This window comes from Marinomonas posidonica IVIA-Po-181 (assembly GCF_000214215.1).
Lineage (GTDB): Bacteria > Pseudomonadota > Gammaproteobacteria > Pseudomonadales > Marinomonadaceae > Marinomonas > Marinomonas posidonica.
Map to the genome: position 1 here is coordinate 2,307,272 of NC_015559.1, position 23,021 is coordinate 2,330,292.

A 23,021-nucleotide genomic window follows, 5' to 3' on the forward strand; every position below is an offset into this window, starting at 1 on the left:
CTTTCTCTCATTTCAACATACTAAAACAACTGTGGAGGGATACACTTTACTCTTCATCGTAAACCACCATTCTCTCAATAATCCATTCTTTAAAAGCCAGCATGGCCGGCGTCACCGAACGGCGTTTTTCATACACTAAATAAAATGCTTTATCGGTTATCAAGTGCTGATCAAATAAAACCCTAAGAGTCCCATCAACGATCTCAGGCATAACCAATTCCGGATCGGATAAGGAAATACCCAGCCCTTGTGCTGCAGCACCTGCGGTTAGAGAACCACTGGAAAACATCAAGCCCCGTCGAAATTTGTTAGGATCCAGATCATGCTGCTTAAGCCAGTCATTCCATTCATCTTTTCGCTTAGTCACGTGCAACAAAGGATAAAAACGCATGTCGTCTGGCTTATTAATCGGACGATCAGGCTTAATCAAACGAGGATTACAAACCGGTGCCAATCTTGAAGGGCGCAAATAATGGGCTTCTATTCCATCCCACTCACCGCTACCAAAATACACCGCCATATCGATGTCATTCGCCGAAAAGTCCACCAAACCAGTTGATGAACTGATTTCAATCTCAATATCCGGGTAGCTTTCTTGAAAGCTCTCCATTCGCGGCATCAACCATCGTGTCAAGAAAGCCGGCGCCACCGCCAATCTCAAAGAACCGGATTTCTGCTGACTCTTTAATTCTGATGTGGCACTTTCCAGCTGCTCAAAAATACTTTTAATGGGTTTTAAATAAGATTCCCCTGCTTCCGTTAAAATAACTTTACGCTTAGTCCGACGGAATAACTCAATTCCCAAAAAGCCCTCAAGGCCTTTAATCTGATGACTAATCGCAGAAGGTGTCACGGACAATTCCTTGGCCGCCTTATTGAAACTGCCATGACGAGCAGCCGATTCAAAACACCTTAATGAGTTTAATGGGGGTAAACGATTAATAAGCTCTTCTCCGTAGAATCAATCCATAGGGTGAATATAGATCACCATTAAATCAATATCATGCGATCTTTCTAATTCATCGTACATAACATTCGTTAGTATTTACTCTTCATCGGACACTGGCGACTTAGTTCGCTTAACAGGTAACTTAAAGGCCTCAAAACCATCTTGACGGTCTTCATGAAAACGTTTTCGTACTGGAGATGACTTTTTCTTTTGAGACGCTTTACGAGGCGCTTTTGAATCCTTTTTAACCGCCGTATTGGCTTTCTTAGGTTTGGGCGGCACCAAACCTTTAAACTTCGCTTCCAAGCCTTCGACACTTTCAAGGGAAAAGGTTTTCTGTAAAAACGCTTCAATGGCTTTAAAACTCAACCAATCTTTTGGTCCAACTAAGGAATAAGCATCCCCTTTGAAACCAGCTCGACCCGTTCGGCCCGTGCGGTGAACAAACTCTTCCGCTTGCTTTGGTAGATCGAAGTTAAAGACATGCGAAACACTGGCAATGTCTAAACCACGAGAGGCCAAATCCGTACTCACAAGTACATTAAATTGCCCCTTCGCAAAACTTTCCATGGTCTTGTTTCGAGCGCTTTGCGATAAATCGCCATTCAATGCTTGAGTAGTCATCCCCCACTCAGCGACCAACTCGGCTAAACGCACGGTATCGGCTTTGGTTGCCGTAAAAATAATGGCTTGTTTAATGCTTTGCTCTGACAATAGGTGTTTCAGTAAGGCTTGTTTATGATCCAAATGATCACACAATAATACATGCTGCTGAATATCCTTGTGCTCATCGTAACCTTGCCCAATCGCTACCCTTGACGGCTCTTTAAGTAACTCCGAGGCCATCTCATTCACATCCGTATTATCAAGGGTCGCAGAGAAGAACAAGGTTTGTCGCTGGCGATGATTAGCGGCATTATTAATCGCTCGCATGGCGTCCGCAAAGCCCAAATCCAGCATACGATCGGCTTCATCAAGAATCAGTAATTCCAGCCCTTCTAAATACAAATGGCGTTGTTTCAAATGGTCGACTAATCGCCCTGGCGTCGCCACAATAAAATGCGGATCTTTCTGCAATGACTTATGCTGATCATTGAAGTTTTCGCCCCCCAAAATCAACACAGACGTTAAACGACTGCCCGCTAATAGCAAACGTAATTGACCAAAAACCTGCTTTGCTAACTCTCGAGTTGGCACCAGAATGACCACTCTGGGGTCACGGCGAGACAAGGCTTTCTTTTTGTATACTCGATGCAAGGCAGGCAAAATATAGGCTAGTGTTTTACCAGAACCCGTTTTCGAAGAGGCCAACAAGTCACGACCAGCCATGGCTTCAGGAATCGCACGTGCTTGAATTTCCGTCGCTTCATCAAAGCCAAGGTGACCAATGGACTTTAAAATACGATTATCAAAACCAAAATCTTCGAATAACAAAAAAACACCTCAATATGTCTGCTAGATAGCCCTTAATGGGCCGATTTCTTTAATGCCGTTATTATAACTCAGACCAAGAAAAATACCTTATTCATCTTGCATTAATAGGTAAGATTTCCCGGCACTGATCAAGCCTAGACCAGTTTGCCCATCGACGGTCACAGGCTCAAGACACTCCGTCAGATGATAGAATACGGAACGGCTCAACAATGCCTTCATACCATATCGCATCCGCAGATAAGGACGCTGCTCACCATGAAAGTCAGCCAACCAAATATCAGTGTTCTCACCTAATACCATGACATCGTCCGTGGCGGTCGTGAATTCATAAGCCAAGCCGGCAGTCGTTTCCATTTGACGCCACTGAGTGACTAAAAATGGCGCGTCCTCAACTTGTATGCGCACCTTTTCCACTGGGGTGACTAAAAAATGCTCTCCTTCTTCTTGCCACAAGATCCGGCTGAACATTTTCACCATGGCTGGACGGTGGATCTTTCCACCATCATGTATCCAGTCCCCATTCGCTTTTATCAGCATATCCATATCGCCACAAAGATCAGGATGCCAAGTATGAACAGGAGGAAGCTTGGCATCGTTTGGCAGTACTTTTAAATCAATCATCTTCATTACCCCAATGAATCAGCCTATAACGGATTAGCCCAACTCACTTTTACTTTAATATTATTCAACTTAACCATAAAGCCTTGAAATTCATTCACTGCTAGACTGTCTGTATTGAATACATTAAGAGGCGAACAATAAATTCGCTTCACATAAAAAGAGTGTGACATTATGAAATCGGAATTGGCAAGAAAGTTTCAGGACATTCGTCGTGGCATCTATTTTATTGGCACGACACCGCCAAGGTCCTCCATTCAAGAAGAACAACTTCAAGAAATCAGCCAAAAACTATTACATCGCTTAGAGGACATTGAGGTAGACGGCTTGATCGTTTATGACATTCAAGATGAAACAAGCCGTATCGATAAGCCACGTCCCTTCCCTTTTATGGAAACTCATGACCCAAGAGCTTGGTCAAAACGCTTACATCTGGCGTCAGAAAAACCCGTTGTCACCTACAAATCTGTGTCTTCTCGAAGCGCCGAAGAATTCTCTGGCTGGTTAACTGAAGCTTGGGAAGATTATGGTATTCGTGATTTGGTACTGGTTGGCTCCCCTTCTTCTGAAGGCGACATCAAGCTGCCTTTGCCAAAAGCTTATCAAACCCTAGCCAGCTCACCGCATAACTTCAATTTAGGTGGCGTCACCATAGCAGAACGCCATGCTAAAAAAGGCGATGAGCATCTTCGTTTGATCAAGAAAGTCAGCGCAGGTTGCGATTTCTTCATTTCTCAGGCTGTTTACAACCCTCAAGCAACTGCCGATCTCATTAGCCGCTATGCTCGATCTTGCAAAGAAGAAGGCAAAAATCCAACACGCATCATTTTAACCTTCACCCCATGCGGCAGCGCCAAAACCCTTGATTTTATGGAATGGTTGGGGATCTCAGTACCAGAAGCGACCAAACATCGAATTCTCGACTCAGAAACACCGCTGGAAGAATCCATCAAGATTTGCCGCAATGCATTAGAACAAATTATTGAAGTCGCATTACCACTTGGCGTGCCATTGGGGTTAAACATCGAAAGCCTGACTAACCGTAAAGAAGAAATTGATGCTTCAATCCAACTTTACCGCTTATTAAAGGCCACTCTCGACCTTAAACTGGCGGAACAAGCCCTTATATAAGCTTATGCAGTTGTGTTAATACGGATTCAATGGCAATAGAATGCATGGCTTTTGGGTCATGTACTCGTGTTGACCAAGGCAACTCTGATAAAGGCTGCTGATATTCTTTTGCAATCCCCTCTTCGTAGACACTGACGACTTTATCCAAGTCTCGATAAGGCCCTGTACGATGAGGATTTGAGTGCGCATATAAGCCCATCACTGGCGTTCCGACTAAGGTGGCCATATGAGCCGGCCCCGTATCAGGGCTAATCACTAAATCCGCACCTTTCAGTACCGATAACATCATAGGCAAAGGCGTTTTACCCACCAAGTTAATCACTTGCTCAGTACGTCCTGCCAACATGCTTTCAACCAAGGCCGTCTCATCGGCTGACGGCCCACCGGTCAACACCACACTTTTGCCAAGCTTACGTAACTCATCCAGCAACGCCTGATACCCTTCCAAAGTCCAATTCCGCTGAGGGTTCGAGGCCGAAGGATTGATCACCACATAAGAATCCGGTAATGGCAAGGTCACCTCGGGCAAGGTCAAATCGCAAGGCAAATTCGGTTCATCGACTCCCAGAACACTGGCGATCGATAAGAAAGAATCCAACACATGTTCGCCCTTTGGTTCAGCTGCCAACTCATTCACAAACCAATGCTGCCTCTCCCGTGAGTGAGACAAAGCAAAACCAATCCGTCGTTTCGCCTTAATAGCTAAGGTGAGTAAGCTAGCTCGTAACGACCACTGTAAATGCAGCAAGGCATCGAATGTCTGACCTCGTAACTTATTACGTAGGGACCACAAGCCAGAAAAGCCCGTTTTTTTATCGTATTCAATGACCCTGACACCCGCTAATAAACGCACCAAATTGGCTTCTAAAGGTGACGTTATCCAAGTCACTTGCATGCTAGGATTCTGTTTCATAATGGCCTGAACAACAGCCATGGCATGACAGACATCCCCTAATGCGGATAATCGCACGACGGCCAAGTGTTGAATTTTATCTTGCTGCATCTCTTCCTCTAGGGCTGATTAACGTCGGCAAGTATTATAGAATAGCCAATCTAGAATGTGTCCAAATTTCTGAACACGACAGAAAGATTCAAACAAAGCGAGCACAATGCCACACCTTATAAGTACTTCCGCTAACACTTACCTAATCAAAAGCGATGCGGATCTTGCAATTAACCAAGACTGGTTCAATACCGATTATTGGCAACAACAAAACGCCATTGACGGCACCGGGACTGGCCGGGGTGACGTTTGGTTCATCAAGCATCAAGACGGCCAATTTGTACTTCGACGCTATCGTCGTGGTGGTTTGATGGCAAAGCTCACTCAACGACATTTTATTTATACCGGCGTGAAACAGTCCCGACCTTGGCTAGAATTAAGCTTACTTGAGCGCATGCGCCAACTGGGCTTACCCGTTCCACAACCCATCGCCGGACGCTGTAAAGTCGAAAAAGGCTTTTATCAAGCCGACCTTATTACGGCAACTATTGCCAATGCCGTCGATCTATTTGACCTCATTAAGCAACAACACAATGCTCGCCTAAACTGGCATAACATTGGCCACACTATCCGACGCTTTCATGATAATGGCATTGATCACACGGATTTAAATTGTCATAACATCATGATCGACGCTGATAACAAAGTATGGTTGATCGATTTTGATAAGTGTCAACAAAGAACGCCTAGACCAAGCTGGATGAAGAACAACCTCGACAGACTCAAGCGCTCATTTGATAAAGAAACGCAAAAACACCCTACTTTTTCTGTAACGGATGCTCAATGGACAGCGCTACTTGAAGGATACCATGGCTAAGAAAACCACGTTAAATCAAAACATTACCCACTTTATTGCCCCAAAACACTGGCCGACTTGGCTGGGCATGGGCATCGCCTATTTACTAAGCTACCTTCCTTGGACAATCCAAAAAGCCTTGGGAACTGGCCTTGGCAAATTGCACTATGCGTTAAGCCGTCGTAGAAAGGAAATTTGCCACACCAATCTGCATATTTGCTTCCCTGACCTGTCAGAAGACGACCGAGAAAAATTGGCCCGAGCTCATTTTGAAAGCATGGCCATCGGCGTGTTTGAAATGTTCACGGCTTGGTTCCGCAATCCTGAAAAAACAGCTACAAAAGTCACGTTTAACGACCAAGAGGTTGTTAACAGAGCCGTGGCAAAAGGCAAAGGTTGCATCATGGTCGGCGCACACTTTTCTTCCATTGATTTGTGCGGTACCCAGATCGCACGTTTTATTGATGTTCACCCGATTTACAAGCTACAAAGAAACCCTGTAATGAACTGGGTCATGGAGCGTCAACGTCAAGCTGTATTCAGTAAAACCATTGAACGTAAAAACACCAAAGAGATTTTTCGCTCATTAAAAGACAACAAAACTGTCTGGTTTGCCGTTGACCAAGATTACGGACGTAAAAACTCCGTCTTTGCGCCCTTCTATGGTCGTGAATGTGCCACCATTTCGCACATTAGTCGACTGGCCAAATCCACTGGCGCGACCATTCTTTTATACGATTATGGACGCACTAAAGACGGCTATTTATTGTCGTTGCAAGAAGTGAAAGGCTATCCAACGGGAGATGAAGTGGCTGACGCCACCCTACTGAACAAACTGATTGAGCAACATATTGAGCCCAAGCGAGAGCAGTATTTTTGGTCGCACCGACGGTTTAAGACGCAGAAGGATCCGCAGGATCCTTCACCTTATAAGATTAAAAAACGGTAAATTCAGCCTGAGGTGTTTTTTGCTTCCTCTGATTGGCTTTGGTTGAGGGTGGATTTTTGATTTCTTCCAGAGGGAGCTTATGTTTCCTTGGTTTGGCTTTGGTTGGGGAGCATTTTTCCGCCCTGCTAGGCGGGTAACTTTTGCCAAACGATGCAAAAGTAACCAAAAAATCTTTTGAGTCCTTTCGCACATTCAGGAACGTGTCGAGAGTTTTCACCAGTGGCTCATTATCTCTTTTTACGTTTAAAAGCGTTTCACTAATCTCAAATTAGCTTAGAGCAAACTGCTAAATTTAGGTCTGATCAGCACAGCGGCATCCGAAATAGGTTTATGTGCTTAGGTGTTACAAAACGGCGAGTTGAAATACAACTTTCATTTACAGTAAAAGTTGTATTTTGGCATTTATTATGGAACCACACGTTTAAAGTTAATCGCAGACTTTTTTCAGCAATTTTGTATTAAAAGGATGTGATTGGCTGGAAGCGAATAATGTTAAGAAACGAACTGAAAGGCATCACACACTACTTAAGATTGCAAATTATTGGCTCGCTTTACCTAACAAATAATCAAAGTTTTGCGCGTCTGCGCTGGTAGAAATAAAAAAGCCTACTAGTATCAATGTGTAAGGAAATTCAAGTACGAAATAACGCGCTGTGAACAAATGAAATAATGCGCACGCTCGTTTTTCAAGTTTTAGTTTTTGTGAATACCTTTATAAAATAATTGTTTTCAATTGGTTATAACAATATTGTTAAGATTTTTAAATTGTCTAAACGCGCATGCGCACTATATAAGCTGTTATGTGCTTCGGAGCACTGGTATCTTTAAGTTACGAATGGCGAAAGGGATTTAAATGTTAGAAAGAATACATAGAATAAAAGGTATAGGGCTTTTACATGATGCTGATGCAAGAGCTCATGGACTACAGAAAGCCAGCTTTATCTATGCAGATAATGGACGAGGTAAATCAACACTAGCTTCATTATTCCGTTCTTGTTCGACGAATAAACCTGAACTCCTCGTAAACCGCCGAACTATTGATGGTAATAACGACCCAGAAGCAATTCTTCAATTTTCTAATGGGCAGCGTTCTACCTTTCAAAATGGTAGTTGGGATGTTGAGCGCCCAGAGCTTTTAGTATTTGATGCCGATTTCGTTGAACAAAATGTTTATGCAGGTGGACAAGTTACAGCCGACCAACGAAAAAACTTATTACAATTTGCACTTGGCGAAAATTCTGTTGTGGCGCAACAAGAATATGATCTTGCAGATAATAATGCGAGAACAGCAGCCAATTCTATAAGAGAAACAAGTAATCAATTAGAAGTACTGCATAGAGGTTTGACGCAAACTCAATTTCAAAGAATCGCCGAAGTTGTAGATGCAGATGATCAAATATCCGCTCTTAATGGCAAAATCGTTGAAGCCCAAAATATAGGGCTTATTCAAGCTAAGGCATTGCCTCAGCAGTTAGCATTGCCGACACTTAATGTGGATGATATTTTCAATATTTTGGGTACATCCCTCGAAAATATTGATCTAGCAGCAGAACAGCAAGTTAAAGAACACTTAAATACTCACAACAAAAATCGTTTAGAGAAATGGATAAGTGATGGGCATGCATACGGTGATGAAGGTAATTGCTTGTATTGCAACCAACCTCTTGATGGTGTCGAATTAATACAAGCATATCGCAGTTATTTTAATCAAGATTATAATCAGCTTAAGTCGGATGTTTCTCGGCTGACAGACCTCATTAACGCGAGCAGCTCTAATGAGATCGTTGACAGATTAAAATCACGGTTTGAAACTACCAGTGCAGTCATTGATGGTTGGCAGGAGCATGTAGAAGTAATACCTCCAACATTCGATGAAAATTCCGCAAGAGATGCTCTATCTAATATTGAAACTCTGTTAAACGCTTTGAGAGAGAGCAAAGAAGTTAATTTGCTCAACACTGTTGGCTCTGAAGAGAATAGAAACGAAGTTGCTAGAAACTGGCAGGAAGTTTTAGATGTTGTTGTTGCATGTAACAATTCAATTTCAAATGCTACAGCTGTTATAACAAACTACAAAAACAGTTTGGCAGCTCTAAGTATTGAGAATCTGCAAAATCAAATTCGTGATTTAGAGTGGGCTAAAACACGTTACAGGCAAGATGTTGTAGATTTATTTTCACAGCTCGCTTTGGAAAAAATTCAGGACGCAACTGCAAAATCTGAAAAACAAACAAAAAAAGATGCTTTGAATCAAATCATGCAGGCAACACTAGAAAGCTATAAAGATCGTATTAATGAGCTTTTGCGCGGTTTTGGTGCTCAATTTCTGATTCCGAATATTGATTTTAATTATCGAGGTGGATTGAGAAGTGATTATGTATTGCAAATGCGCGGTGCCAACATTGCTTTAAATGGTGGTGTACCAGATTTTAAGACTTCTTTGAGTGAAGGAGATAAACGCACATTAGCTTTTGCTTTCTTCATAGCCTCTGCTGAATCTGATCCTGATTTAGTCAACAAGGTTATTGTAATAGATGACCCAATGTGTAGCTTAGACCTTAATAGAAAGCAGCAAACACGTACTGTTTTGAAGAGGTTGTATGACAGCTGCAAGCAAATAATTGTTCTTGCACATGATGTTCATTTTCTTCGTAATCTTCGTGACGATGTGTTGCGAACAGGAAACCCGAACGAAATTAAATGTTTAAAGTTAAAATCTGTCATTAATCGCTATAGTGACTTTGATGTAATAAATCTTGATCAAGAATGTGAAAGTGCATATTTCAAATGCCACCGCATGCTTGATGAATATATAGTTGGGAATGCTCAGAGTAGTATGGAAATAGCTAGATCAATTCGGCCTATGCTTGAAGGGTATCTACATAGACGTTTTCCTAACTTGATAAATGGCGGCCTTTTGTTTGGGCAAATTATTGACTTGATAAGTAATGCGCAACCACCAAGCCCTTTAGTTAATGCTCAAAACATTACTAACGAACTAAATGAGATAAATCGTTACGCCGGACAGTTTCATCACGATACTAATCCAGCGGCAGACCAAGTTCAAATTACAGATGGTGAGCTTTTAAGCTTTGTAGAAAGGTCGCTAGCTGTGATTTATGCGGGATAAAAACAATTAGTAATCAGCACATAACAAGGCCATAAAGTCGGATTCGTACCAGTTAGCTCGGTTCCGCTTAGCTACACATTTTAGCCAACCGTTACTCACCGCTTATGGCGGCGTTAGGCTCTGTAAGAGTAATAAATACTATGAGTGATAATGAAAATTGGAAACACCTGATTCTTGCAGGCCTGATAGGAGCAGTTTTTACAGGCGTCTCACAATATTTTCTTCTTCAAGCAACCCATTCAAGTGATCTTGAAAAGACAAAAATAAATGCAAAACGTGAATTGCTGACTAATGAGCTTGAAGAAAGAAAAGCAGCCTATGCAGAAATAAGAAAGAGCTTTGTTGAATTTTATAGAAATCAAAATGAAAAAGATAAGCAGGCCCTACTTGTTTCCTTAAGAGGTGGCATGCCATATTTTTCACCGAGGCATCAAACACAGATTGCAATTAGTTCTGCCGCAGAATCTGCAGAGGTTTGGGTTGAGCAGACAAATACAGATAGAATGTCCGAATCACTGGAGCAGCTTGAGAGTGCATTTCAAGATGATATCCAACGAATAAAAGTGCTAATCGATGAACTGTAAGCCTAACAAGCACATAATAATTGGGGTCAGAGTCTGAGGGATCCCCACGAATTATCATTAAATAACAAATAGTTAGTATAAAAAAGGAACGTTCATGGCTTTTGGTGATCAATAATTTCGCCAAAAAGGAATAATTAAGATACAAGAGTAAAATTAAATTCAATATTACTCTGACCCTTAAATTTAGTCGCCTTCCCCCACCATCTCTTCTCTCACTTCCCCCACCAACCCTTCTCTCACTTCCGCCATTAAGTGCAAGGATTTAAGCCTCGCGTCAGCATCGTGAATCGGCATGGAGATGATGAGTTCGTCTATGCCTGTGGCTTCTATGAAGCGCTCTAACTGAAAGGCCACTGTCGCTTTTGATCCCACCACGGCGTATTGCAGCATGTGCTCAACCATGTGTTTTTCACTGGCCGACCAAATGCCTTCCATGGAATCCACCGGTCTTGGGAAAGGACGATTGCGGTCACGACGCAAATTGACAAATTGCTGCAGGGCTGAAGTGAAAAGATACTGCGCCTCTTCATCTGTGTCTGCTACGACTGCCATGACACCCGCCATGGCATGAGGCTGATCGCCTTCTTCGGCAGCTTTAAAATGACGGCGATAAATGGTCAAGGCTTGATGCAATTGATCTGGCGCAAAGTGAGAAGCAAAAGAATAAGGTAAGCCAAACTGCGCGGCGACTTGAGCACTGTACAAGCTGGAACCCAACATCCAGATTGGCACATTCGTTCCCCAGCCTGGCACGGCACGAATGCCCTTCTCTTGGTCACTTAAATAGCCTTGCAGCTCTCGCACATCGTCAGGGTAAGAGTCCACATTGGCGTCCATGTTACGGCGCAAAGCACGTGCCGTCATCATGTCGGTACCAGGTGCCCGACCTAGCCCCAGATCAATTCGATTTGGGTACAATTCTGCCAAGGTGCCGAATTGCTCCGCGATAACCAATGGCGAGTGATTGGGCAGCATCACGCCACCAGCCCCTAGACGAATCTCTTTTGTGTGCGCGCCAAGGTGCGCCAACACCACGGATGTTGCCGAGCTGGCCACACCAGCCATACCGTGGTGTTCCGCCAACCAAAAACGAGCATAGCCAAGTTGCTCTGCCGTTTGCGCCATTTTGACGCTCATTTTTAATGAATCCGCTACCGAAAAACCTTCGGCAACGGGCGCAAGATCCAGAATAGAGAAAGGAATCATAAAACCTACTCAAAGAATGTAAAAGATACTCTGATATTTGGATCCACATCGCTCAGTTACAAGATAACAATCTTGCAGCAAATGCAGAAAGCTTAGCGATTTTCCAAACGGTTATAATCTAAAATTCCGCTTTCTCTGGGTCGATCCTGTTTATTTAACTTGGCAATGGCATCGCTGACCACCCAAAAATTAGGGTGTGTTCGGCGGATACCATAGCCGTTTAATAAATTCACATAATCTTGTCGTGTCTTCAAATTCGCAATCTGTTTCACCCAATCTTGTAGTTCGGACGCTTCTACCTGCATCAACACATTTGGATAATCACCTAGCACGCCTTTCGCCAAGGTAATGCCATCCTCTTCTGGCAAACGGCTAGATGCTTCATCTAACAAGCTGGAAATGTTGGCGTGGGCTTTATTGTGAATCAGACTCAACACCTCAAACGGCTTGCCTTGACGCGTCACTAGCACCGTCACCAAATTAGGCAAATACTGAAGACCACCGCCTTTCACTTGCTGTAACGACAGCAAAGCCGTCACATCATCCTCGGCTAGCTCACTCTTCTGAAGGTCGTAACCGTGATCCAAAATATCGCTCAACTTAGTGCGCAGCATTTCATAAAGCTCAGCCTGATAATCATCCGTTGAATACGCCACATCGGATTGCACGCCAACCTTAATATAATCACTAAAGATATAGTTTTTGATGATCTGGTTGGCATCACGATACCAATACTGACGTGTACGCTCTCGGTCTTCTTTTGGCAGGAACATAAGGAAATTCATCTCCCCCTCCATACGCAAAAAGTCCATATAGAGACGCGTTACTAGCTGATGCCCAACATTACCGTAGACGTCAAAACCCGCCACTAAAAGATAATGAATTCGTTCCAATAAAGGGTAATCAATGACCCAAGCTGTTTTCGGATGCTGACCAACCATTCCTCTAACCACAGAGGCATTATCAAAGTGCCTAAAAATGGTTAACGCGGCATTTTGATTTTCGCCATCGCCGTCCCAGATTAAATCCAAATCCAACGCAATACGCTTATTGAACTCCTTTTGCATTAACTTGGCTTTCGCCGACAAATAGGATTTTTGCTGCTCGGAAAACATTATCCATGAAGCAATCGACAAGGTATTACTGGATTCCACCGCCGGCATGTCTAACTCTTTCACCTGGCTTTCAAGAAAGTCTGCTGAGGTATTGTTATAAGTAATATCAGGATCAAGGAAATACACCCAGAACTGCTCATTAATCACATTAACAGCCACCTGACCGCGACAAACAGGCCCTTTGATAAAGGCCATGATGGTTTTCTGGGCATGATCAAGTAAAAAGTGATAGCGAGCATAAGCCGGAATGTCTCGGAAGGCCCTAAACGGATTGGTCGCTATTTTAGGCTGATAACTGGGCAACTCAGTGACATCGTAGTCTATTTGGTAAAAATACGACTGCCAACGAGCATAACGAGCCTCATCCAAGCGCATTGGAATGTGGTTTTTTTGCACCTTCACTTCAGGGTCTAACCAAAGACGATAATAGACGCGATCGACCTTTGGGTCATCGTATGGGCGTCGTGTCGCAATTCGATCAATCGGTTCACCTGGGGCGGTTTTTGAACGTACTAGACGAAAACGATGCCCCTCGCCCTCTCCTAGATACAAGCTATAAAGGTAAATATGCTCATATATATAACGCGCCACTAGTTGATCTTTTAACTCATCGCCGTTAAAGCGGCTTTCCCATAATGCCACTTGCTGTGCGAGCGCATCAGGTATGGCATTGGGCTTAGGCATTTTGCCACCACTGGCTAACCAATGTGACAAGGTATTGTATTCGGCATCACTTAATTGAGGTAAACCATAAGGCATTCCCCAGTTAGGGTAATCTCTCTCAAATTGGTCGTATTCTTCAATGCTAACGCACTGCTGATCACGCGCTAAAGTAAAGTCGTAATCGTCCCCTAATACTGGCTGAGTGAACTCCCCTTGCTGCTTACGTAACGCAATTGCTCGATACAATAAACTGCCTTCTAAATTAGCCGCTGGTGATTGCCCTCGCTCGTTAAGCACAGGGTGGAAACCCTTCTGCCGCCACTCATCCGTTGTTTTACCATCAATGAATAAGCGTGACGGCGTCGCCGCAAGTAAACGCGTGCCATCATAGACCAAATCCTTTGATCCTCCTCGCTCTAACCCTTCGGAGGCCGTTAACTTAAGCTGACACGGGGCGTCATAACAAGCATGACAAGAGACACAACGAGAATCCAAAATGGGTTTTACTTTCTCTCGATAAAATGCCGCTTCTTCGGCAGAAACAGATTGTGCTCGATTTTCTGGGGTGGCAGGACCAAACACTGAATCCAATTGTTGCGTTGCATAAGCCGCACAGCCCGTCACAACAATCAAACTCAATAACAACATCACCCAACGAGACATAACTCTTACTTCCATCCTATTACTAGTATTCCACTGAAATTTCGAGGCAACCAATGACTCTTCATAAAAAAAACGCCTCAAGAGGCGTTTTATTTTTTACCGTTACTCTATCGCTTTCTACTCATTATCAACACGCTGATCATCAGGGTATTCATCTGATAATTCATAAGAATCTTCCCCCATATCTTCATTTGCTATCATTAACGCTTCTTCATACGCGCCACCAAATTCGATACGGGTAATGTCGTATAAATCGTATTCAAACGAATCATCAAACCAGCGAGCATCCGAACCAATTTCTTCCAGTTCATAAGTCACTGCATCCGCACGCACCACTCGACCAATTTCACAACTGTCAGGCTCTACTTCTTCACGGTGCAAAGTCACTAAGCCAAATTCTTCACTGATGTCCATCAAGAGAACGGCTAAATCATCCAGCTCAACTTCTGGGTCCATCACCTCTTCTTCACGAAGAGCCAGAACGCGCTTTTGAAAATCATTAAAAGGAGCCGGGTGAGCAAAGTCACTAATGTCTTCTAAAAACAATATTTGGTAACCATTAAGACGGACACTGTCGTCTACCAGCTGGAGCAAAACCATTTCTTCATTGGCATCCACGATAAAACCATCCGACCAACTGTCCGGGCCATCCAGTTCTTCACGAAAAATGCGAACTACATTTTTCCGAGTACGTGCTTTTTCCAACTCAATGAGCATATTGGCTCCCTAAAATAACGTAAAATTCAAACACCCTAATAGTGTAAACCTAGCCAGCCTGAGGAACAACTATTGCAGCACGTCATGCCAGTTTTCAACGACTTCAATCAAATCTTCTAAACCACATTCAGCTTGAATGCCATCTGTCGATGTTTGATAAAAATTCTCTTGTGAATCAAACATCGCCTTAATTTCTTCTTCCGCCGCATCCAGATCCAATTGACGGGCAACATTCACCCCTTCTTCACTAATCACAACGCGAAACGGACCATGTGAAAACTCGGTCATTTCTTTTTCAGTTTCGGCTAAACGAGCCGCCATTAGCACTCGTTGAATCATTTCAAGTTCGCATACGTGCTCAGTCACCCATTCACCAATGGCGGCAAATTCATAACCGGTATAAATACGATAACTCTTGTCTTCCTGATCAAAGGCGATTTCATAATCCATGGCCTTGAACCTCACTCTTTCTCTTCATGTTGCTGCTGTCTTCGATATTCTTGATTATTCGCTTGCTGACGTTGCGGCACAGCGGCCGCCAAACGCGCTAAACGTTCTGCTTCTTTTTTCGCTTTGGCTTCTTCTACCAATGCTTCTTCATGGGCAATCATTTCTGGCGTTTCCATAACATATGGGCCAATTGCACCAGTACGTACATCGTTCAAAAACACTTCCGCGGCCTTGTGCATATCAACCTTGCCACCTGAACGCAAAGCACCCCGTTTAGAACCAATGATTTTTAGTGTTTCAAAAGGATCGGACACAACGTCTTTCAGCTTATAACGAGCCATCAACGCCTCAAGGTAATCACTGATGAAAAATTTCAAGCCAGCTAATGCCACATCTTCATAGTCGATGGCGGTATCACGAACGGCACCCGTTACTGCAAGCCGATAACTGGCATCCGGGTTTTCAATTTTTGGCCATAAAATGCCTGGTGTGTCGAGTAACTGAAAGCCGTCAGTAACCTTGAGCTTCTGTTGTGCTTTTGTCACAGCGGGCTCATCGCCAACTTTCGCAACGCGCCGACCTAATAGAGCATTCATCAAACTGGATTTACCCACATTCGGTATGCCGGCAATCATGGCTCGAATGGGTTTTTCCGCTGAACCACGGTGTGGCACCATTTGTGCGACCCACTGGCTAATTTTCACGACATCATTTTTTTCCAATGTGGAAAATGGGTGTGCTAAAACCGTTTCACTACCGCGCCAATGCGCCAGCCATAAGTCTAAACGGGCTTTATCTGCCAAATCTTTTTTATTCAATAAACGCAGAACCGGAACATCGCCACGAAGGGTATTGAGCATAGGGTTTTGACTGGAGTCTGGGATGCGCGCATCCAATACTTCGATCACTATGTCAACTTGCGTCATCACCTCTTCGATTTCGCGACGCGCTTTGTTCATGTGTCCTGGATACCACTGAACGCCCAACCTGATTCCCCTTTCTTTGTCTGTTTCTTGCTGGCTGCGGATTCTAGCACAAGTTCACACTAAGGATGACACATTCCTGAACAATCTGATTATGGTCACAATGTGCAAGAGCCTGACCTAGGTCAACACCCTTAAGTTAAGATTCCGCCTATACTGCGAGGGTCATCTAAATAAGCGTTAAGGTTTCTGCACCTAACGTATTTTATTTGAATGACTGTTCTCTCGATCGAGCCATTTAAGGCTCATTCAGCCGGGGTCATGTGTGTGATGACCTCGGTTTTTTTCATTTGCTGCGCGACAAAATCCAGCAAGTCTGGATACAGCAAAAGAAACGGCTGTTCAGCCTGTTCAATGACTTCAGGCAATTCCTCCACAAAGCTCTGCAAGTGATGACCATGCCGCCAACGCCTCATGATGGAATGAATCGCCTTTTCTACCCCATTTATCTGACCTAAATTAGCCAACCAATTATGTTCTTCAAGTGATTCAATCATGCGCATCAATCGCTCAGGTGTTCTTCGCTTGTCTTTCACTAACCCTTCAACAGCCCGCTGACAAAACAAAGCCAGCGGCTCATCACTAAACTTTGACCAGTATTGTATCAACCAATAATCCATCGCAATGTCTTGCACTATACCGGCAAAACGTCGCCTACCCAGCCTTGGCATTACTCGAAAGGCCAAGCTGGCAGGATGCTCATCAACCATCACATCCACCATTTGATGCAAACGCCAGCCTTGGTATAAGTCGTCATCTAATTGGGAAGCAACAACAGGAAAGTCACCCAATAAATTCCCCGCCCATGATGTCTTAGTTAGACTGGCAATATGCAGGTGAGCGAAGTAATTCATTGCTTCGTTCTCCCACTTAGCTGGCAGGAAAACTTGTCTAAATACGTCATAAGTGGATCTCGTCCTGTCTTTTTTTGGCCATCTTTGTCAGAATACCCTCTTTGTCTATATGGTCAAAATCTAATAATTAAACGCCAACACTCAGACCAAACAGACACCTTCGCTAGACAAACAAACGTCAATAGAAGGAGGAAGCATCGCTTTCAAGGGCATCACAAAAGAGATCATATAAGAATGAAACCAACGGTTATTATAGTTGCTTGCTTGAGCATTCTCTTGAGCAGTCACACCTTATCTGCCACCCTTAAAATGGCATTTGACGCCGACCCTATTTCGCTCGACCCCCATGAACAGTTGTCTGAAGGGACATTGCAGTTCTCTCATTTAGCATTTGATCCACTGTTAAGATGGCAGCAAAACGGGACATTTGAGCCAAGATTAGCCACTCATTGGCAAGCCATTACTCCCTCGACCACACGTTTTTTCTTACGCCAAGGTGTGACGTTTCACTCCGGCAACCCGCTTACCTCGGCCGACGTTGTTTACACGATTAACCGTCTCAAACATTCAACTGATTTTCGAGCCATGTTTGACACCATACAATCCGCCAAAGTCATCGATGATTATACCCTTGATGTCAGTAGCGCCAAACCGAATCCCCTAATACTCAACATCATGACCTATGTGTTTCCGATGGATAAAGACTTTTATCAAGGCCAGGACGAGATTGTAAAGTACGGCGAAACCTTCGCCTCTCGCCATGTTTCAGGTACTGGCCCTTTCATCTTAGAGAAACGCGAATTAGGGTCACGAATGGAGTTCAGACGTAACCCAAATTATTGGGATACCTCGTCGCCCGGTAATGTCGACAAATTAATTTTCACGCCCATTCGTAACGACGCTACACGCTTAGCCGCCTTGTTATCCGGTGACGTGGATTTCATTTTCCCTGTCTCTCCCATTGATATCCAGCGCACTCAAAAAACAGCCGGCATTCAACTGGTTACCATGCCCAGCACACGTATCCTGTTGTTGCATATGAATCAAACAAGACGCCAAGAATTTAAAGATACTCGTGTACGTAAAGCCATCAACCTTGCCATCAACCAAGCCTTAATCGTCGATAAAATCTTGCGCGGCTACGCCACCCCAGCAGGCCAACTCAGCCCTAACCGCTTCCTTGGTCACATAGCCGACTTACAACCTGAATATGACCTTACAAAAGCCCGCCAGCTGATGAAGGAAGCCGGTTACGAACAAGGATTTCGAGTCAGTATGATGGCCCCCAACAACCGCTACACCAATGATGAAAAAGTCGCTCAAGCCGTCACCGCCATGCTGGCTAAAATCAATATTAAAGCGGATTTAAAAACCCTACCGAAAGCACAGTACTTTAAAGAATTTGATGACCGAAGTGCTGACATTATGATGCTAGGCTGGCAGTCTGACACTATGGACTCCAACAATTTATTTGAGTTTATTATTGCCTGCACGGATGCCAAAACCGGTCTTGGCGCTTATAATGCCAGCGAATATTGCAACCCAAGCATCACAGATGATATTCACCAAGCCAACCAAGAGCTTAACCCAGAAAGGCGCTTACGCTTACTGCAAGGCATTGAAAAAACACTCTATCAGGAGTCAGCCATCGTGCCTCTTTATTGGCAATTTTTAACTTGGGCTGCAAAGGATAAGGTCAAAATACAAGACATAGTCAATGACCGAAACTACCCTTACATTGGAGATCTCATCATTGAACAATAATGTGCCCTCTATACTCAATGAGCCATTTATTGCTATCCAACGGCACACCAGCGGAGAATCCATCTAATCCATGTTAGTGTTTTTACTACGCCGTTTAATACAAGCCGGTTTTGTCTTAGTTGCCATCAGCTTGATCAGCTTTGCCATCCAAGACAAATTAGGCGACCCCGTCAGACAAATGGTGGGAATGACAACGACTCCCGAGGTGCGCGAGCAACTGAGAGAAGAGTTAGGACTCAATGACGGCTTTCTTACCCAATACGCTAGATTTGCAAGGAATGCTTTAACGGGAGATTTTGGTACTTCCTATTATTATAAAGAGCCCACAATTGATGTTATTCTGAAGAAATTACCAGCCACATTCGAACTGGCTTTCTGTGCTATTTTACTGGTGATACTCATCGCAACCCCCTTTGGTATCATCACCGCAATCAATCCTAAACACCTTATTTCACGGTTAATCATACTGGTCAGTTCGATTGGCCTCTCCATCCCAATCTTTATTATTGCCATTTTTATGGTGTACGTATTTTCCATTCAATGGAACCTTGCACCAAGCTTTGGTCGAGGTGAAACCATTGTGCTGTTTGGCGCTTGGGAAAGTGGTTTATTCACCAAAGATGGCCTTAGCCATTTATTATTACCCAGCCTGTCTTTGGCCATTGCGCTGACGCCTATTTTCGTACGACTTATTCGCTCTGAAATGAGTGAAGTACTGCAGTCTGAATACATTCGATTTGCTTGGTCAAAAGGCTTATCAGCACCGCGTATTTATTTCTTCCATGCGCTAAAAAACACCATGCTTCCCATTATTACAATTGGCGGCATTCAGGCTGGAACCTTAGTCGCTTATACCATTTTGACTGAAACCATTTTTCAATGGCCCGGTATGGGATTTTTGTTCATGGACGCCGTGAGCCGAGTCGACACGCCATTGATTTCAGCCTATTTAATGGTGGTTGGCGGTATGTTCGTCGTCATGAATACCCTAGTAGACCTGATCTACGGTCTGGTTAATCCAACCGTTCGTTTAGCGAGTCATGGCCTATGAAGCACCTCAAAACCGACTTAACCGCACCGATTCCTGGCAGCCGCTGGCGTCATATACTCAGCGGGGTGGCTGGCGACAAGCTGGCCATGCTGGCCTTATTCACCTTTCTGTTTTATTGCCTTGTGGCCTTACTGGCCCCTTTGGTTGCCCCCTTTGATGTTGATGATCCAACCTTTATGGATTTATTAAACGCGGAAATTGCTCCGAGCTGGATCAGCCATGATTATCGTTTTTTACTTGGCACAGATGGACAAGGTCGGGATCTATTATCGGTTATTTTATATGGCACTAGACTGTCACTCACCATTGGTGTTTGTGCTGTCATTTTACAAGCCAGCATTGGCATTTGCATTGGTCTCATTGCAGGCTATTTGGGCGGACGTATTGATAACTTTTTAATGCGTTGTGCGGACATCCAACTGTCCTTTTCTAATATGATGGTGGCCATCGTTTTTCTAGCGGTTTTCCAATCTCTATTTGGTGTCGCTATGTATCAACAGCTGGCCATGCTGATTCTAATTTTGGTGATCGGACTCACTGAATGGCCACTATTTGCACGCACCATTCGAGCCTCAGTATTGGCCGAAAAGCAAAAAGAATATGTTGATGCTGCTCGAATAATGGGCATCAGTCAAAAACGCATCATGTTTCGACACATTCTACCAAACACCTTATCCCCTGTACTGGTAATTTTTACCGTTCAAATCGCCAACGCCATCGTGGCCGAAGCCGCTTTGTCTTTCTTAGGGTTAGGCATGCCTTCTACTGAGCCTTCCTTAGGTTCACTGATTTCAGAGGGCGTCGCTTACATGTTTGCGGGATCTTGGTGGATCTGTGTGATCCCAAGTATCACCTTGATCATTTTAATACTGGCGATGAACTTACTTGGTGATTGGTTACGCGACCACCTCAACCCAAGGGCTTACAAAGACTGATTATGAATTTGTTAAGTGTCGAGCATTTAAACGTCAATTTTCATTTTAAGAAGCGAGAACTGGCCGCTCTTATTGATGTTAGCTTTACTCTAAAACGAGGCGAGCGTATTGCCATCGTGGGTGAGTCTGGTGCGGGGAAATCCATTTTAGGTTTCTCCATCGTCAACTTGATTAGCAAACCGGGCTATATTCACTCGGGGGCCATTAAGTTAGAAAATAAAGACATCACCAGTATGAATTTGCGCCAACTGCAAGAGATTCGAGGCAAGCGCATTGCGATGATTTTCCAAGACCCAATGATGACCTTAAATCCCGTCATCACAATTGGCGACCAACTGGTGGAAACCATTCGCAGTCACACCAAAATCAACTATAAAGATGCACGAAACATTGCCATTGAAAAACTTAGAAATGTCCAAATTGCCTCACCAGAAAGGCGTTTTGATCAATACCCACATGAGCTATCTGGCGGTATGCGCCAACGCGTCATCATCGCTTCTGTGTTGCTGTTAAACCCAGACATTATCATTGCCGACGAACCCACTACCGCTCTGGATGTCACCATTCAAGCGGAAATATTGCAATTACTACTAGCCATCTGCCGAGACAATGGTGTTGCCTTGGTTCTAATTAGCCACGATCTAGGGGTCGTATCAAAAGTCGCTGAACGCACCTTGGTTATGTATGCAGGCCAAATCGTCGAAGAAGGACCAACCTTAGAAATCATCAATGATCCACAGCACCCTTACACCCAAGGCCTGTTAAATGCGTTACCTCAAATGGCCCTGCCAGGCCAAAGATTAAACCAGATTAAAGGCAGCATGCCGTCTTTAGCAGAACGACCAAACGGTTGTGCTTTTCATCCACGTTGTCCGTATGCCACCGATAAATGTCGCAGCGAACAACCTGAATTCATTTACAGCGGCGTCTCCAGTGTTGCCTGCTTCATGGTAGAAGACATGCTCGATGAATTTAACCAACATGATGAGGGGCTTGTATGACGCGCCCTCTTATTCAAATCAGCGGTCTTGAAAAAGCCTTTTCGTCCGACGCAGGTTGGTTAGGACAGTGGCGTATACCTGGTAAAAAAGGTCGAGGAAAACCAGATCAAGTCTACGCCCTAAATGGCGTAAACCTCACCATTCATCAAGGTGAAACCCTCTGTGTGGTTGGCGAAACAGGCTGTGGTAAATCCACCCTAGCTCGAGTTATCATGGGGCTGGATGAACCAAGTGCCGGTGAAATTCACTATTTAGATCAACGCATTGACTGTCTCAACAATCGTCAACGAATGCTGTTCCGTCGTCGCATGCAAATGGTTTTCCAAAACCCTTATGCATCATTAAACCCGCGTATGACGGTATATCAAACATTAAGCGAACCCATTGCCTTTCACAATCCGCAACTGTCTCGCGTTGAAGTCGATGAACAGGTGGAAGCATTACTGGAATCCGTTGGCATCACCGCCAACAGTTCAGACCGATATCCCCATGAGTTCTCAGGTGGTCAACGTCAACGAATCAGTTTGGCGCGAGCCTTGTCTGTCGAGCCAGAATTCATTGTCGCAGATGAACCCCTCTCGGCATTAGACGTTTCTGTTCAGGCACAAGTGCTGAATCTAATGATGGACAAACAAAAAGAATACCATCTTAGCTACCTTTTCATTACTCATGATTTAGCCGTGGTTGAACATTTTGCCAATCGAGTGGCGGTGATGTATCTTGGCCGCATCTGCGAGTTAGCCAACACCCGTACTTTATTTAGCACACCAAAACACCCTTATACCCAAGCCTTATTATCGGCCATTCCTAGACTGGATAGTACGGCCGCCGAACCAATCCGACTGATTGGTGAAGTACCAACGCCCACTGAAAAACCCATTGGCTGTGTTTTCCAAGCTCGCTGCCCCTATGCAAACCCACGTTGCTATAGCGAGTCTCCAGAGATGAAATTACAAAGTGATGGCAGCAGTGTCGCTTGCCATGCCATTGAGGAGGATCGCTTATGATGTTGTGCATCCGTCCTA

General features: G+C 44.1%; 20 protein-coding genes. 10 read left to right on the forward strand and 10 right to left on the reverse strand.

All coding sequences use genetic code 11. From position 1 onward, the window contains the following. Positions 1 to 46: 46 nt before the first annotated feature. From gcvA to MAR181_RS10810, 3 genes are all read right to left on the reverse strand, one after another. Positions 47 to 943, reverse strand: coding sequence for a transcriptional regulator GcvA (gene gcvA / locus MAR181_RS10800; RefSeq protein ID WP_013796624.1), 897 nt, complete (start codon positions 941 to 943; stop codon positions 47 to 49). A gap of 102 nt (positions 944 to 1,045) precedes the next feature. Then, positions 1,046 to 2,383 carry a DEAD/DEAH box helicase gene (locus tag MAR181_RS10805; RefSeq protein ID WP_013796625.1) on the reverse strand — a complete coding sequence of 446 codons (1,338 nt, stop codon included), beginning with the start codon at positions 2,381 to 2,383 and terminating at the stop codon, positions 1,046 to 1,048. Positions 2,384 to 2,470: 87 nt separating this feature from the next. Then, complete coding sequence (locus MAR181_RS10810; protein ID WP_245546153.1) at positions 2,471 to 3,004, reverse strand: DUF1285 domain-containing protein; 534 nt, start codon at positions 3,002 to 3,004, stop codon at positions 2,471 to 2,473. A gap of 171 nt (positions 3,005 to 3,175) precedes the next feature. Between MAR181_RS10810 and MAR181_RS10815 the strand changes: the two genes are divergently transcribed. Then, entirely contained in the window at positions 3,176 to 4,132 is a 957-nt protein-coding gene (locus MAR181_RS10815) for a methylenetetrahydrofolate reductase (protein ID WP_013796627.1), read from the forward strand. Here MAR181_RS10815 and MAR181_RS10820 read toward each other — a convergent pair. Further along, entirely contained in the window at positions 4,125 to 5,135 is a 1,011-nt protein-coding gene (locus tag MAR181_RS10820; RefSeq protein ID WP_013796628.1) for a glycosyltransferase family 9 protein, read from the reverse strand. The genes MAR181_RS10815 and MAR181_RS10820 overlap by 8 nt on opposite strands. Before the next feature lie 106 nt (positions 5,136 to 5,241). Here MAR181_RS10820 and MAR181_RS10825 point away from each other — a divergent pair, with 106 nt between their 5' ends. The 4 genes from MAR181_RS10825 to MAR181_RS10845 all read left to right on the forward strand — a co-directional run bounded on the left by MAR181_RS10825 (position 5,242) and on the right by MAR181_RS10845 (position 10,594). Then, positions 5,242 to 5,952, forward strand: coding sequence for a 3-deoxy-D-manno-octulosonic acid kinase (locus MAR181_RS10825; protein ID WP_013796629.1), 711 nt, complete (start codon positions 5,242 to 5,244; stop codon positions 5,950 to 5,952). After that, complete coding sequence (locus tag MAR181_RS10830; protein WP_013796630.1) at positions 5,945 to 6,880, forward strand: LpxL/LpxP family acyltransferase; 936 nt, start codon at positions 5,945 to 5,947, stop codon at positions 6,878 to 6,880. Before MAR181_RS10825 ends, MAR181_RS10830 begins: the two co-directional genes overlap by 8 nt. Positions 6,881 to 7,733: 853 nt before the next feature. Then, the gene (locus MAR181_RS10840) at positions 7,734 to 10,010 is read left to right on the forward strand and encodes an AAA family ATPase (RefSeq protein WP_013796631.1); all 2,277 of its coding nucleotides are present in this window, start codon (positions 7,734 to 7,736) and stop codon (positions 10,008 to 10,010) included. Positions 10,011 to 10,150: 140 nt separating this feature from the next. Next, positions 10,151 to 10,594 carry a hypothetical protein gene (locus tag MAR181_RS10845; RefSeq protein WP_013796632.1) on the forward strand — a complete coding sequence of 148 codons (444 nt, stop codon included), beginning with the start codon at positions 10,151 to 10,153 and terminating at the stop codon, positions 10,592 to 10,594. A 183-nt stretch (positions 10,595 to 10,777) separates the two neighbouring features. On the opposite strand, the gene MAR181_RS10850 is transcribed toward MAR181_RS10845, so the two are convergent. The 6 genes from MAR181_RS10850 to MAR181_RS10875 all read right to left on the reverse strand — a co-directional run bounded on the left by MAR181_RS10850 (position 10,778) and on the right by MAR181_RS10875 (position 17,245). Continuing rightward, positions 10,778 to 11,800 carry an LLM class flavin-dependent oxidoreductase gene (locus tag MAR181_RS10850; RefSeq protein WP_013796633.1) on the reverse strand — a complete coding sequence of 341 codons (1,023 nt, stop codon included), beginning with the start codon at positions 11,798 to 11,800 and terminating at the stop codon, positions 10,778 to 10,780. Positions 11,801 to 11,892: 92 nt separating this feature from the next. Then, positions 11,893 to 14,241 carry a fatty acid cis/trans isomerase gene (locus MAR181_RS10855; RefSeq protein ID WP_013796634.1) on the reverse strand — a complete coding sequence of 783 codons (2,349 nt, stop codon included), beginning with the start codon at positions 14,239 to 14,241 and terminating at the stop codon, positions 11,893 to 11,895. Positions 14,242 to 14,358: 117 nt separating this feature from the next. After that, a complete protein-coding gene (locus MAR181_RS10860) occupies positions 14,359 to 14,958 on the reverse strand; it encodes a hypothetical protein (RefSeq protein ID WP_013796635.1) in 600 nt (199 codons plus the stop codon). Positions 14,959 to 15,027: 69 nt separating this feature from the next. Further along, positions 15,028 to 15,408, reverse strand: coding sequence for a YacL family protein (locus tag MAR181_RS10865; protein ID WP_013796636.1), 381 nt, complete (start codon positions 15,406 to 15,408; stop codon positions 15,028 to 15,030). A gap of 11 nt (positions 15,409 to 15,419) precedes the next feature. After that, positions 15,420 to 16,394, reverse strand: a complete 975-nt coding sequence (ylqF, locus tag MAR181_RS10870; RefSeq protein ID WP_013796637.1) for a ribosome biogenesis GTPase YlqF — start codon at positions 16,392 to 16,394, stop codon at positions 15,420 to 15,422. Between the two features lie 242 nt (positions 16,395 to 16,636). Continuing rightward, the gene (locus tag MAR181_RS10875) at positions 16,637 to 17,245 is read right to left on the reverse strand and encodes an acyl carrier protein phosphodiesterase (RefSeq protein WP_013796638.1); all 609 of its coding nucleotides are present in this window, start codon (positions 17,243 to 17,245) and stop codon (positions 16,637 to 16,639) included. 234 nt (positions 17,246 to 17,479) lie between these two features. Between MAR181_RS10875 and MAR181_RS10880 the strand changes: the two genes are divergently transcribed. From MAR181_RS10880 to MAR181_RS10900, 5 genes are all read left to right on the forward strand, one after another. Continuing rightward, positions 17,480 to 19,009 carry an ABC transporter substrate-binding protein gene (locus MAR181_RS10880; protein WP_013796639.1) on the forward strand — a complete coding sequence of 510 codons (1,530 nt, stop codon included), beginning with the start codon at positions 17,480 to 17,482 and terminating at the stop codon, positions 19,007 to 19,009. A 70-nt stretch (positions 19,010 to 19,079) separates the two neighbouring features. Beyond that, complete coding sequence (locus MAR181_RS10885; RefSeq protein ID WP_013796640.1) at positions 19,080 to 20,060, forward strand: ABC transporter permease; 981 nt, start codon at positions 19,080 to 19,082, stop codon at positions 20,058 to 20,060. Continuing rightward, a complete protein-coding gene (locus MAR181_RS10890; protein WP_013796641.1) occupies positions 20,057 to 20,995 on the forward strand; it encodes an ABC transporter permease in 939 nt (312 codons plus the stop codon). The genes MAR181_RS10885 and MAR181_RS10890 overlap by 4 nt, the downstream gene beginning before the upstream one ends. A gap of 2 nt (positions 20,996 to 20,997) precedes the next feature. Further along, complete coding sequence (locus tag MAR181_RS10895) at positions 20,998 to 21,996, forward strand: ABC transporter ATP-binding protein (RefSeq protein ID WP_013796642.1); 999 nt, start codon at positions 20,998 to 21,000, stop codon at positions 21,994 to 21,996. Next, positions 21,993 to 23,003, forward strand: a complete 1,011-nt coding sequence (locus tag MAR181_RS10900; RefSeq protein ID WP_013796643.1) for an ABC transporter ATP-binding protein — start codon at positions 21,993 to 21,995, stop codon at positions 23,001 to 23,003. Before MAR181_RS10895 ends, MAR181_RS10900 begins: the two co-directional genes overlap by 4 nt. The last annotated feature ends 18 nt before the right edge of the window (positions 23,004 to 23,021 follow it).

Excerpts from the sequence above, each read along its gene's own strand:
- MAR181_RS10860 (WP_013796635.1), bottom strand. The coding sequence starts at position 14,958 with ATGCTCATTGAGTTGGAAAAAGCACGTACTCGGAAAAATGTAGTTCGC.
- MAR181_RS10880 (WP_013796639.1), top strand. The coding sequence starts at position 17,480 with ATGAAACCAACGGTTATTATAGTTGCTTGCTTGAGCATTCTCTTGAGC.
- MAR181_RS10830 (WP_013796630.1), top strand. The coding sequence starts at position 5,945 with ATGGCTAAGAAAACCACGTTAAATCAAAACATTACCCACTTTATTGCC.
- MAR181_RS10865 (WP_013796636.1), bottom strand. The coding sequence starts at position 15,408 with ATGGATTATGAAATCGCCTTTGATCAGGAAGACAAGAGTTATCGTATT.
- MAR181_RS10875 (WP_013796638.1), bottom strand. The coding sequence starts at position 17,245 with ATGAATTACTTCGCTCACCTGCATATTGCCAGTCTAACTAAGACATCA.
- MAR181_RS10810 (WP_245546153.1), bottom strand. The coding sequence starts at position 3,004 with ATGATTGATTTAAAAGTACTGCCAAACGATGCCAAGCTTCCTCCTGTT.
- MAR181_RS10825 (WP_013796629.1), top strand. The coding sequence starts at position 5,242 with ATGCCACACCTTATAAGTACTTCCGCTAACACTTACCTAATCAAAAGC.
- MAR181_RS10850 (WP_013796633.1), bottom strand. The coding sequence starts at position 11,800 with ATGATTCCTTTCTCTATTCTGGATCTTGCGCCCGTTGCCGAAGGTTTT.
- MAR181_RS10855 (WP_013796634.1), bottom strand. The coding sequence starts at position 14,241 with ATGTCTCGTTGGGTGATGTTGTTATTGAGTTTGATTGTTGTGACGGGC.
- MAR181_RS10845 (WP_013796632.1), top strand. The coding sequence starts at position 10,151 with ATGAGTGATAATGAAAATTGGAAACACCTGATTCTTGCAGGCCTGATA.
- MAR181_RS10885 (WP_013796640.1), top strand. The coding sequence starts at position 19,080 with ATGTTAGTGTTTTTACTACGCCGTTTAATACAAGCCGGTTTTGTCTTA.
- MAR181_RS10900 (WP_013796643.1), top strand. The coding sequence starts at position 21,993 with ATGACGCGCCCTCTTATTCAAATCAGCGGTCTTGAAAAAGCCTTTTCG.
- MAR181_RS10840 (WP_013796631.1), top strand. The coding sequence starts at position 7,734 with ATGTTAGAAAGAATACATAGAATAAAAGGTATAGGGCTTTTACATGAT.
- MAR181_RS10815 (WP_013796627.1), top strand. The coding sequence starts at position 3,176 with ATGAAATCGGAATTGGCAAGAAAGTTTCAGGACATTCGTCGTGGCATC.
- MAR181_RS10895 (WP_013796642.1), top strand. The coding sequence starts at position 20,998 with ATGAATTTGTTAAGTGTCGAGCATTTAAACGTCAATTTTCATTTTAAG.
- MAR181_RS10820 (WP_013796628.1), bottom strand. The coding sequence starts at position 5,135 with ATGCAGCAAGATAAAATTCAACACTTGGCCGTCGTGCGATTATCCGCA.
- MAR181_RS10890 (WP_013796641.1), top strand. The coding sequence starts at position 20,057 with ATGAAGCACCTCAAAACCGACTTAACCGCACCGATTCCTGGCAGCCGC.